An 11199-nucleotide genomic window follows, 5' to 3' on the forward strand; every position below is an offset into this window, starting at 1 on the left:
GGGTCAGCCCGCCCTTCGAGATTCTCCCCGAGCATCGCGGACGGCGGTGGCCGTCAGAACCGCGATGACCACAAGATACGGCAGAGTTTGGATGAGTTGGGCCGGTACTCCCGAGGTCTGCAGCCGTGCCTGTGTGGCGTCGAACACGGCGAACAGCAGGCAGGCCAGCGCGGTCGGCAGCGGCCGGGCCCGGCCGAAGTAGAACGCGGCCAGTGCGATGAACCCGCGCCCAGCCACCATGTCCTCATTGAAAAGGCCGACCTGGCCGAGGACAAGGTGCGATCCGGCGATTCCGGCGAGCGTTCCGGCGACGGTCCCGGCGATGTCGCGTATTCCGTTGGCCGGTATGCCGAGCGCGGTGGCGGCGTCGAAACCGTCGCCGGTGGCCCGTAGCCGCAGCCCGGCGGCGGTGTTGCGCAGCGACCAGGCAACGACGGGGACGAGCACGACGGCGAGCAGGAACAGCGGGTCGAGCCCGAGGACACGCGGCAACGGGTCCAGCCCGGGGACCCGCAGGGTGCCGGACACGTCGAAGACGCTGCGCAGCAGGTAGCCGATCAGCCCGCTGAGCACGATGGTGAAGCCGAGGCCCGCGATGATCTCGTTGGCGCCGAGCCTGGTCACGCACAACGACATCAGCAGCCCGACCGCACCGCCCGCGGCGGCCGCGGCGAGCACACCGAGCGCCCAGTTGCCGGTCGCGCCGGACACGAGCGCCCCGATCAGGGCGCCGACGAGCATCTGTCCTTCGAGGCCGATGTTGACCACGCCGCCGACGCGGTGCAGCAGGCCGCCCATGGCCGCGAGCGCGAGCGGTGTCCACAGCAGCAGGGCGGACGTCAGGAGGCCAGTGATCATCGCTGCCGCCACAGCCGGACGACCGCGAAGATCATCACGGTGCCGGACAACACGTCCACGATGTCCAGCGGGATGTCGCTGAACAACTGGGCCGTCGTGCCCGCCGAGGCCAGCGCGCCGAACAACACCGCGCCCAGCGTGACACCGACGGCGCTGTTGCGGCCCAGCAGCGCCACCGCGATGCCGGTGAACCCGTAACCGGGGGAGAACCCGTCCACGAACCGGTGCACGACACCGAGCGCGTGCGCGGCGCCGCCCAGCCCGGCGATCGCGCCGGAGACCAGCATCGACACGATGATCACGCGGCCGACGCGGATGCCTTGCGCGGCACTGAACCTCGGGTTGAGCCCGGTCTGGCGCAGCTCGTAGCCCAGCACCGAGTGCTTGATCCACAGCGCGTAGAGCAGGACCAGGGCCAACGCGACGAGCACGCCGGCGGTGAGCCCGTACGGCGGGAGCAGGTCCGGCAGCCACGAGCCCTGCGGGATCAGCGTCGTCGCGGAGTTCGCGACTCCCTTGGCCTGCAGGAAGGTCGTGACGAGCCAGCCGGTGACCCCGGAGACCACGAAGTTGAACATCAACGTGGTGACCACCTCGTCGACGTTCCACCGCGCCTTGAGCCATCCCGGCAGCGCGCTGACCAGCACTCCGGCCAGTGCGCCCGCCACCATCCCGGCGAGCAGGCCGGCGTGCAGCGCGACGGTCGCGGCGATCAGGCCACCGAAGACGAACCCGCCTTCGACGCCGACGTTGAAGACCCCGGCGCGGAACGCGATCGCCGTGGCCAGCCCGGTGAACAGCAGGGGAGTGGCCGCGCTGAGGGTCGCGGCGATCCGGTCGGTGCCGCCGAACGCCTCGCGCACCAGCAGCTGGTAGAACTCCACCGGGTTGTGCCCGGTCGCCAGCAGCACGGTCCCGCCGATCACCAACGCGATCACGAACGGCACCACAGCCCGGACCGCACTGGTCAAAGCTCGTGAGTACTTGGTCCGGTTAGAACCGGCCGAAACACTCACGAGGTTGTCCTGCCGAGCATGAGCGCGCCGACCGCGCTGCGGCTTTCCGGTCCGCCGGGCAGTTCACCGGCCACCCGGCCGCCGTGCAGGACCACGATCCGGTCGGACAGCTCCAGCAGCTCGTCCAGCTGCTCGGACACCAGCAGCACGCCGGATCCGTTGTCCCGCAGGACTCTGAGCTGGTCGTGGATGTAGGCCATGCCCAGCACGTCCACCCCTCGGGTCGGGCCGGCGGCCACGAGCAGCGCGGGGGCCCGGTCGAGTTCCCTGCCGATCACCACCCGCTGCTGGTTGCCGCCCGACAGCGTCCGCGCCGCGGCCGAGGTCCGTCCATATCGGACGGAGTAGCCGTCGAGCACCCGTTCGGCGTACTGGCGGACCTTCGAAGGGACGAGCCAGCCTCGGCGGCCGATGTCCCGGTGTGCGCCCGCGATGGTGTTGTCCGCGAGCGAGGCGTCCATCGACAAGCCCTCGGCGCGGCGCTCGCCGGAGATGTAACCGAGCCCGGCTGCTCGCCTGCGGTCCACCGCAAGTGCGGTGATGTCCTTTCCGGACAGCGTGATCCGGCCGTCCGCGGGGCGCAGGCCGACGACGCGTTCGACGAGCTCGTCCTGCCCGCTGCCCGCGATCCCGGCCACCCCGACGATCTCCCCGGCCCGCACGGACAACGCGATGTCGCCGTCGACCGCCAGCACCTCGTCGCCGACCACGCCGGACGGCACGAAACCCGTGGTCCGCACGTGTTCGCCGACGATCAGTTCGATCAGCTCGTCCCGGGCGACGGCGTCGGCCCGCCGGGTGGTGATCACCTTGCCACCGCGCAGGACGGTGATCTCGTCGGCCACCGCGAGCACTTCGTCGACCTTGTGGCTGATGAAGACGACTGTCCGGCCCGCGTCCCGCAGCCCGCGCAGCAGCCGCAGCAGGTCCTCCACCTGAGCCGGCGCCAGCGCGGCCGTCGGCTCGTCGAGGATCAGCACGTCCGCGCCGCGCCGCAACGCGCGCAGGATCTCGGTTTGCTGGCGGACGCTGATGGACACGGTGCCGGCCACCGCCGTCCACGGCAGTTCGACGCCGACACCGGACGCGAGTTCGTCGGCCTCGGCGCGGGCCCTGGCCCAGTCGATCCGCAGGCCCCGACGCGGTTCCGCGCCGAGGACCAGGTTCTCCAGCAGGGTCAGCGACCCGATCATCGCCAGTTCCTGCGGCACCAGCCCGATGCCGTGCGCGATGCCGTCCGCGGGGCCGCGCAGCCGGACCGGGCGGTCGTCGATCACGACCGTGCCCGAATCCGGCTGGTCGAGGCCGTAGAGGATGCGCATCAGGGTGGTCTTGCCCGCGCCGTTCTCGCCGACGACCGCGTGCACCGTGCCCGCCCGGACTTCGACGTCGACGTCTTCGTTGGCGCGCACGGGACCGAACGCGCGCGAGACGTCCCGCGCGCCCAGCCGGACACTCATGACAGGATCAGCCCTGCATCCAGGACGGGTAGCCCTGGTCGATCACGTTCCACACCTTCAGCTCACCAGCGATGATCTTCTTCTTCAAGTCGTCGACCTTGGTGCGCACCGGCTCGGGGATCTCGTTGCGGGTGAACTCGAAGTCGGTCAGGCCGACGCCGCCCTCCTTGAGACCGAGGTTGATCACCTGGCCGCCGGGGAACTTGCCGTCCGCGTAGAGCTCGACGACCGTGCGCACGGCCAGGTCGGCCCGCTTGAGCACGCTGGTCAGCACGAACCCGGGCGCCAGCTTGTCCTGGTTGTCGTCGACGCCGATGGCGTAGTGGTTGTTCTTCTTGGCCGCCTCGATCACACCGGCGCCGGTGCCGCCCGCGACGTGGTAGACGATGTCAGCGCCCTGCTGGAACATGCTTTCGGCGAGCTGCGAACCCTTGGTGGGGTCGCCGAAGGTGTTGCTGTAGGCGGTGAGCACCTGGATGTCCTTGTCGACGGACTTGGCGCCCTCGATGTAGCCGGACAGGAACTTGTCGATGCCGACCGACTTGGTCCCGCCGATCACGCCGATCTTCTTGTCCGGGTTGATCTTCGGGTTGCCGGTCTGCGTGGTCATCATCGCCGCGAGCGCGCCGGCCAGGTAGGAGCTGTCGTGCTCGGCGAACAGCACCGACGCGATGTTCGGGCCGTCGATCTTGTTGTTCAGGAACGCCCACTGCACGTTCGGGTACGCCGACGCGATGCCGGGCAGGATCTCGCCGTGCGAGAACTCGAGGTCGACCACCAGGCCGTAGCCGGAGGTGCCCGCGCGGCGCAGCAGCTGGTCGCCCTGCGCGACGACGTCGGTCGACTCGATCTTCTGGCCCTCGACGCCCTTGTCCTTGGTCGACGCGGTGAAGCCGGACATGGCGAGGTCGTTGTACGACTCGTCGCCGAGCCCGCCCTGGGCGATCACCAGCGCGGCCTTCTTCGGCGGCGCCTGTGGCGCCGTCTCCGACGCACACCCGGTCGCCACCAGCGCGACCACCGACAACAGGCTTAAGGGGACCAGACGGGTTCGCATGAGCACGGAACCTACACCGTCGAAATACGACATGAGGGCCGCCCTTCGGGGGAAGGACGGCCCCAGGAGCCGAAATCGTTACCGGCTCGTGCCTCAGCCGGAGGTGAAGGCGAGCGCCACGTTGTGCCCGCCGAAGCCGAAGGAGTCGTTCACCGCGGCCTTCAGGTCGACCTTGCGCGGCTCGCCCGCGACCACGTCGTGCACGACGCCGGGGTCGAGCTCGTCGAGGTTCAGCGTCGCGGGGATGACACTGTCGCGAATGGACAGCACGGTGACGATCGCCTCGACCGCGCCCGCCGCGCCGAGCAGGTGCCCGAAGGAGCCCTTGGGTGCGGTCAGGATCGGGTGCTCGCCGATCGCCTTGCGGATCGCGACCGTCTCGGTCACGTCGCCGACCGAAGTGGACGTGGCGTGGCAGTTGACGTGCCCGACGTCGGCCGGGTCGATCCCGCCGGTGCGCAGCGCCGTGGTGATCGCCCTGGCCTGCCCGGCGCCTTCCGGGTCCGGCGCGGTGATGTGGTAGCCGTCGGAGCTGGTGCCGACGCCCGCCAGTTTGGCGTAGACCTTGGCACCGCGGGCTTTGGCGTGCTCCTCCAGTTCGAGGACCATGATCCCGGCGCCCTCGCCGAGCACGAAGCCGTCGCGGTTGACGTCGAACGGGCGCGACGCCTTGGTCGGCTCGTCGTTGTTGGTGCTCATCGTGCGGGCCTGGCAGAAACCGGCCATGGTGATCCCGGCGATCGCGGCTTCCGCGCCACCGGCCACGATCACGTCGGCCTCGCCGGAGCGCAGCATCCGGAACGCCCACGCGATCGCCTCGGCGCCGGACGCGCAGGCCGACACGGGTGCGTGCACACCGGCACGGGCTTTCAGCTCGATGCCGACGTGCGCGGCCGGGCCGTTGGGCATCAGCATCGGCACGGTCAGCGGTGAGACTTTGCGCAGGCCAGGACCTTCCAGCAGGTCGTCCTGGTTGAGCAGGGTGTTCGCGCCGCCGATGCCGGTGCCGATGATCACCGCGAGCCGTTCCGGGTCGACCGAGTCGGCGGTGAGGCCGGAGTCCGCCCACGCCTGCCTGGCCGCGATGACCGCGACCTGCTCGCAGCGGTCGAGCCTGCGGGCCTCGACCCGCGGCAGCACCTCGGACGGGTCCACCGCGAGCTGGGCGGCGATCCGGGTCGGCAGCCCGAATGTCGTGACCCACTCGGCTTCAAGTATGGACACGCCACTCTGACCAGCGAGCAAGGCGTCCCATGTGGACACCACGTCACCGCCGAGCGGTGTCGTCGCGCCCAGCCCGGTGATGACGATGTCGTTGCTCATACCCTCTCTCCGCCTCGGTACAGGGCCGACGCCGCCTCGGCGATCACGCTGAGGCGGTGGCGCCGGCTAGGTCGTGTTCCGAATGCCTGGCTGTCGCGATCGGGCATTCGAAACACGACCTGGCTCACACGGTGTTCTTGGTGATGTAGTCGACCGCGTCGCCGACCGTCTTCAGGTTCGCCAGCTCGTCGTCCGGGATCTTGACCCCGAACTTGTCCTCTGCCTGCACGGCGATCTCCACCATGGACAGCGAGTCGATGTCCAGGTCGTCCACGAAGGACTTCTCGACGGTGACGTCGTCCTTGGCCACGCCCGCGACCTCTTCGACGATGTCAGCGAGACCTGACAGGACCTCTTCGTTCGCCATCGATCTTCCCTTTCTGGTTCTTGAGCGTTGGATCCACCAACCGGGCGCGGTGCGCCCGGCGGGAGTCTACGGGCTGATCACGACCTGCCCCGCATAGGACAGCCCGGCGCCGAAACCGACCAGCAGCAGCACGTCACCCGTGCTGACCCGGCCTGCCTTGCGCATGTTGTCGAGCGCGATCGGGATGGACGCCGACGAGGTGTTGCCGGTGTAGATGATGTCGTCGGCCACCTCCATCTTCTCCCGTGCGCCTTCCTTGCGCAGCCGCTTCGCGATCGCCTCGACGATCCGCAGGTTCGCCTGGTGCGGGATCAGGGCGTCCACATCGGACGGCTGCAGGCCCGCCAGTTCCAGCGCGCGCAACGCGATCGGCGCGATCTGGGTGGTGGCCCAGCGGAAGACCGTCTGGCCTTCCTGGTAGATGTAGCGGTCGTCGCGGTTGTAGATCAGGTCGACCAGGTCTCCCGCGCTGCCCCACGCGACCGGGCCGATACCCGCCTGGTCGGACGGCCCGACGACGGCCGCACCGGCGCCGTCGGCGAAGATGATCGCGTTCGCCCGGTCGGCCGGGTCGACCCAGTCGGTCAGCTTCTCCGCGCCGATCACCAGCACCCGGCCCGCCGAGCCGGAGCGGATCAGGTCGGACGCGGTCGCCAGGCTGTAGCAGAACCCGGCGCACGCCGCGTTCAGGTCGAACGCGCCTGCGGCCTTGACGCCGATCCGGTCGGCGACCTGTGCGGCGGCGTTCGGGATCGGCGACGGCATCGTGCAGTTCGCGACGATCACAGTGTCCAAATCGGACGGCTGGAGTCCGGCGTCCTCGATCGCGCGCGTCCCCGCCGCGACCGCCATGTCCACAAGCGACTCGTCCGGTCCGGCGAACCGGCGCTCGACGATGCCGACGCGGGTGCGGATCCACTCGTCGCTGGTGTCCAGGTGCTGCGACAGGTCGTCGTTGGTGACGATCCTCTCCGGCCGGAAGCTGCCGACGCCGAGGATCCGGCTGCCTGCCGGTCCGGTCGCGATGTTGAGCGAGCTGCTCACTTGCTGCCCTCCACGAACTCCGTGATGGAGTCCAAGTCCGCCGGGGTCTTGAGCCGGATCCGAGCCACGGACGGCAGTTCCCGTTTGATCAGACCGACCAGTGCGCCCGCGGGCGGCAGTTCCACGACCGCCGTCACGCCGAGCTCACCGAGGGCCGCCATGCAGGCGTCCCACTTCACCGGCCGGGTCACCTGGTCGACCAGCCTGGTCAGGGTTTCCGCACCAGTGCTGACCACGCCGCCGTCGGCGTTCGACAGCAACGTCCTGACTGGGTCCTTCGTGACGACCGAGCCGGCGTGTTCGCGCAAGGCGTCCTGCGCGGGCGCCATGTACTTCGTGTGGAACGCGCCCGCCACCTTCAGCGCACGGTACTTCACGCCGTCCGGCAAGTCGGTGACGAGCTTGTCCAGTGCTTCCTTGTCACCCGCGGCGACGATCTGGCCCGCGCCGTTCTGGTTGGCCGGGACGAGGTCGTACTCGGCGATCTTGTCCAGCACGGCCTGCCGGTCACCGCCGAGGATCGCGGTCATGCCGGTCGGGTGCAGCGCGCACGCGGCGGCCATCTCCCGGCCACGCACGGCGGCGAGGCCGACGGCGTCCTCAGCACCGAGCACCCCCGCGACCGCGGCCGCGGCGAGCTCGCCGACCGAGTGACCGGCGACGACGGTGTCCTGGGGGAGCGCGAACCGCTTCTCGATCTCGGCCTGCGCCAGCAGCGCGGCCGCGACCACCAGGGGCTGGGTGACCGAGGTGTCGACGATCTCGTCGGCCGTGGCCGTGGTGCCCAGCCGCCGCAGGTCCAGGCCCGCGCGCTCGGACCAGCCGGCGAGGCGCTCGTCGGCACCGTCCAGCTCGAGCCACGGTGCCAGCATTCCGGGTGTCTGGGAGCCCTGGCCAGGGGCGAGTATCGCGATCACACCATGTACTGAACACTCCGGCGGCTGGCTGCCGGGATGCCGCCAGTCACCAAGTCTGTCCGTGGAATTTGTAGTGTGTCTACAAGCGTTACCGCGAGATGACCCGCTGAGACGGGAAAACGTTGTCGATGTGAACGGTTATCACCGAGCACGTGACGAGCGTTATGTCGGTCACTGTGCTGGCTACCACAATCCACGTGCCCTGGCCAAGCGCCCGACCGCCAATGCCACCCGAAGTACCAGTGAATCCCGTGGATCGTTGGCGTTGCGCCCGGTGAGCTCAGCGACCCGCCGCAGCCGGTACCGGACCGTGTTGGGGTGCACGAACAGCTGCCGCGCGCACGTCTCCAGCACACCGCCGACCTCGAGGTAGGTGTCCACGGTCTCCAGCAGCGACCCGGTGGCTTCCTCCAACGGCCGCGCGATCCGGTCCACCAGCTGCCACTCCGCCTCCGGGTCACCGGCCAGCGCCCGTTCCGGCAGCAGGTCGGTCGACCGGACCGGCCGGGGAGCGGCGGGCCAGCCCACCACGGCCCGCAGGCCGGACAGCGCGTCGGCGGCGCTGCGATGCGCCTCGGCCAGGCTCGCGACGGTCGGACCAGCGACAACCGGGCCTTCACCGAACGCGGCCGTGATCCGGTCAAGCACCGTCTTGCTCGGCGCGCGGCCCCGCCGTTCCTCACCGAGCAGGTCGTCCGTCGGACCAGCGAGGACGACGACGAGCCGGCTGCCCTGCACACTCAGCAGCACAGCGCGGCCCAACCGGGCGGCGCGGCTGCGTACCTCGTAGACCACGGTCGGCGGATCGTCGGACGGCCGGTTGCCCACGACCACAGTCGCCTCCGCCGCCGGATCCCACCCCAGCGCGGCGGCCCGGGACAGCAGCGCCTCCTCGGCGTCACCACGGACGATGCCGTCGACAACCAGCGCTTCCAGCCGCGCGTCCCACGCGCCGCGTGCTTCCGCGGCGGACGCGTACGACATCGCGGACGCGAACGCGACTTCACGTCCGTACCGGAGCACGGCCTCGCCGAGGATCGCGCGTTCCTGCTCGTCGGCGGCGAGATCAGGCACCTGGCCCTCGAAGACCTGCAGCGCGACCCGCACGAGCTCCACGGTCTGCCGGAGACTGATCCACCGCGAAAGATCACGCGGCGCGGACCGGAACACGTCGGTGGTCAGCCGGAGCGAAGCGGTGTCGTCCTTCAGCCAGGCGGTGAACCCGGCCACGCCGGACTGGGCGATCAACAGCACGCTGGCCCGCTGATCGGCGGGCATCCGGCTGAACCACGGAAACTGCGAGTCCATCGCCGCGAGGGTGGCTGACGCGAGTTTGCCGGACGCGCGTTCCAGTTCGGCTAGCGTCTTCGCGGAAACGGCCCCTGCTCTCACCCCCACAGCTTTACACGACGAACGACCCACCCCGCACACAGCGCCGGTCCAAGCCCACCGTGCCCAGCGCTGGTTCGAGCGGAGCTCGCACCGTGGGGTGTGGGAGCTCGGCCCCGGGAGGTACAGCTGATGCGGCCCAAGCTGGGAGGGCCGCACAGCGGATCGTCACACCGACGTAAATGGCCCCTGGAGCGTAGTGGTGCGCTGCGCTCCAGGGGCCTTCTCCCCGGTCCCCACCGGTAGATCCACTATGGACTGTTCTTGATCTCCACGCCAGTTGTGTCCCCCTATCGTGTGGACGAAAGCCGTGGGACGTAGGTCCCGGCGTGAATCCCTCTGTGGTGGGAGGAAGCCTGGTCGCTCAGGTGAGTCGTCGCCGCTTCCGCCGGAGCACGCTTCTCGTATGACACACATCCTGATCGTCGGTGGCGGGTATGTCGGGATGTACACCGCCATCAGATTGCAGCGGAAACTCCGTGCGGGTGAGGCGACCGTGACTGTCGTCGATCCGCAGCCGAACATGACCTACCAGCCGTTTCTGCCGGAGGCCGCCGCCGGGTCGGTCGAGCCGAGGCACGTGGTCGTGCCGTTGCGCCGGGCGCTGCCGGGGTGCACGGTCGTCACCGGCAAGGTCACCGGGATCGACCACGAACGCAAGGTCGCCACGGTTGTCCCGGCCGAGGGTTTGCCGACGTCGATGCCGTACGACGTTCTCGTGATGGCCGCGGGTTCGGTGGCGCGGACGCTGCCCATCCCCGGCCTGGCCGAGTCGGGCATCGGTTTCGCCACTGTCGGCGAGGCGATCTACCTGCGCAACCACGTCCTGTCGCGGCTGGACGTCGCGTCGAGCACGCCGGAGCGCAAGCAGCGTGCGCTGACGTTCGTCGTGGTCGGCGGGGGTTACGCGGGTGTCGAGGTGTTCGGTGAGCTGGAGGACATGGCCCGCTACGCCATGCGCGTCCACAAGGGACTGTCGCCTTCGGACATGCGGTGGGTGCTCGTCGAGGCGGCCGACCGGGTGCTGCCGGAGATCAGCCCGGCGATGTCGGACTACACCATCCGCAGGCTCACCAAGCGCGGGATGGAGGTCAAGCTCGGCACCAAGCTCGTCTCGATGGCCGACGGGCACGTGGAGCTGTCGGACGGGACGTCGTTCGACGCCGACACCGTGGTCTGGACCGCCGGGGTGAAGGCGAACCCGCTGGCGATGCGCTCGGGCATGCCGATCGACTTCCGCGGCAGGCTGATCTGCACGGAAACCTTGCAGGCCAGGGGGCTGCAAGGCGTCTGGGGCGCGGGGGACAGCGCGGCGGTGCCCGATCTGTCCGGTGCGGGGGCCCTGTGCTCGCCGAGTGCGCAGCACGCGGTGCGTCAGGCGAAAGTGCTGGCGGACAACATCATCGCGTCGATGCGCGGCGGCAAGCTCAAGCCGTACCGGCACAAGCACGTCGGTTCGGTGGCCAGCCTCGGTCTGCACAAGGGCGTCGCCCAGGTGTACGGGATCCGGTTGCGGGGCTGGCCCGCGTGGCTGATGCACCGCGCGTACCACTGGAGCCGGGTCCCGACCACAGGCCGCAAGCTGCGAGTACTCCTGGACTGGCTCACGGTGTTACTGTCGCGGCGCGAGATCGTGTCCCTCGGCCAGATCCAGGACCCGCGCCGCGACTGGGAGGTCGTGGTACGAGAGACAGCTCACACCCTGGCGCGGAACAGCCAGACCCAGTAGCACTGTTGTGGGCTAGGTAGCTGGGGTGAGGAGGATCGG

At 69.7% G+C, this 11199-nt stretch carries 10 protein-coding genes; 1 reads left to right on the forward strand and 9 read right to left on the reverse strand.

Going from position 1 to position 11199, the window contains the following annotated elements; genetic code table 11:
* Positions 1 to 3: 3 nt before the first annotated feature.
* The 9 genes from AOZ06_RS12495 to AOZ06_RS12535 form a co-directional block, all read right to left on the reverse strand.
* Positions 4 to 858 carry an ABC transporter permease gene (locus AOZ06_RS12495; RefSeq protein WP_054296610.1) on the reverse strand — a complete coding sequence of 285 codons (855 nt, stop codon included), beginning with the start codon at positions 856 to 858 and terminating at the stop codon, positions 4 to 6.
* Positions 855 to 1874 carry an ABC transporter permease gene (locus AOZ06_RS12500; protein WP_083471648.1) on the reverse strand — a complete coding sequence of 340 codons (1020 nt, stop codon included), beginning with the start codon at positions 1872 to 1874 and terminating at the stop codon, positions 855 to 857. The genes AOZ06_RS12495 and AOZ06_RS12500 overlap by 4 nt, the downstream gene beginning before the upstream one ends.
* Positions 1871 to 3334 (reverse strand): ABC transporter ATP-binding protein, encoded by a 1464-nt coding sequence (locus AOZ06_RS12505; RefSeq protein WP_054289584.1) that lies wholly within the window; start codon positions 3332 to 3334, stop codon positions 1871 to 1873. Before AOZ06_RS12505 ends, AOZ06_RS12500 begins: the two co-directional genes overlap by 4 nt.
* Positions 3335 to 3341: 7 nt before the next feature.
* Positions 3342 to 4355, reverse strand: a complete 1014-nt coding sequence (locus AOZ06_RS12510) for a BMP family lipoprotein (RefSeq protein WP_218921978.1) — start codon at positions 4353 to 4355, stop codon at positions 3342 to 3344.
* 129 nt (positions 4356 to 4484) lie between these two features.
* Positions 4485 to 5714 (reverse strand): beta-ketoacyl-[acyl-carrier-protein] synthase family protein, encoded by a 1230-nt coding sequence (locus AOZ06_RS12515; RefSeq protein WP_054289585.1) that lies wholly within the window; start codon positions 5712 to 5714, stop codon positions 4485 to 4487.
* 124 nt (positions 5715 to 5838) lie between these two features.
* A complete protein-coding gene (locus tag AOZ06_RS12520; RefSeq protein ID WP_042189672.1) occupies positions 5839 to 6081 on the reverse strand; it encodes an acyl carrier protein in 243 nt (80 codons plus the stop codon).
* A 66-nt stretch (positions 6082 to 6147) separates the two neighbouring features.
* A complete protein-coding gene (locus AOZ06_RS12525) occupies positions 6148 to 7125 on the reverse strand; it encodes a beta-ketoacyl-ACP synthase III (RefSeq protein WP_054289586.1) in 978 nt (325 codons plus the stop codon).
* A complete protein-coding gene (locus AOZ06_RS12530) occupies positions 7122 to 8042 on the reverse strand; it encodes an ACP S-malonyltransferase (protein WP_054289587.1) in 921 nt (306 codons plus the stop codon). Before AOZ06_RS12530 ends, AOZ06_RS12525 begins: the two co-directional genes overlap by 4 nt.
* 183 nt (positions 8043 to 8225) lie before the next feature.
* The gene (locus tag AOZ06_RS12535; RefSeq protein ID WP_236952194.1) at positions 8226 to 9434 is read right to left on the reverse strand and encodes a PucR family transcriptional regulator; all 1209 of its coding nucleotides are present in this window, start codon (positions 9432 to 9434) and stop codon (positions 8226 to 8228) included.
* A 403-nt stretch (positions 9435 to 9837) separates the two neighbouring features.
* On the opposite strand from AOZ06_RS12535, the gene AOZ06_RS12540 reads away from it, so the two are divergent.
* Positions 9838 to 11160, forward strand: coding sequence for an NAD(P)/FAD-dependent oxidoreductase (locus AOZ06_RS12540; RefSeq protein WP_054289589.1), 1323 nt, complete (start codon positions 9838 to 9840; stop codon positions 11158 to 11160).
* Positions 11161 to 11199 lie beyond the last annotated feature (39 nt).

It is taken from the genome of Kibdelosporangium phytohabitans, from assembly GCF_001302585.1.
Classification (GTDB): domain Bacteria; phylum Actinomycetota; class Actinomycetes; order Mycobacteriales; family Pseudonocardiaceae; genus Kibdelosporangium; species Kibdelosporangium phytohabitans.

Bases quoted from the DNA above. Each gene is read 5' to 3' on its own strand.
- AOZ06_RS12495 (WP_054296610.1), bottom strand. From the start codon at position 858: ATGATCACTGGCCTCCTGACGTCCGCCCTGCTGCTGTGGACACCGCTC.
- AOZ06_RS12540 (WP_054289589.1), top strand. From the start codon at position 9,838: ATGACACACATCCTGATCGTCGGTGGCGGGTATGTCGGGATGTACACC.
- AOZ06_RS12520 (WP_042189672.1), bottom strand. From the start codon at position 6,081: ATGGCGAACGAAGAGGTCCTGTCAGGTCTCGCTGACATCGTCGAAGAG.
- AOZ06_RS12515 (WP_054289585.1), bottom strand. From the start codon at position 5,714: ATGAGCAACGACATCGTCATCACCGGGCTGGGCGCGACGACACCGCTC.
- AOZ06_RS12505 (WP_054289584.1), bottom strand. From the start codon at position 3,334: ATGAGTGTCCGGCTGGGCGCGCGGGACGTCTCGCGCGCGTTCGGTCCC.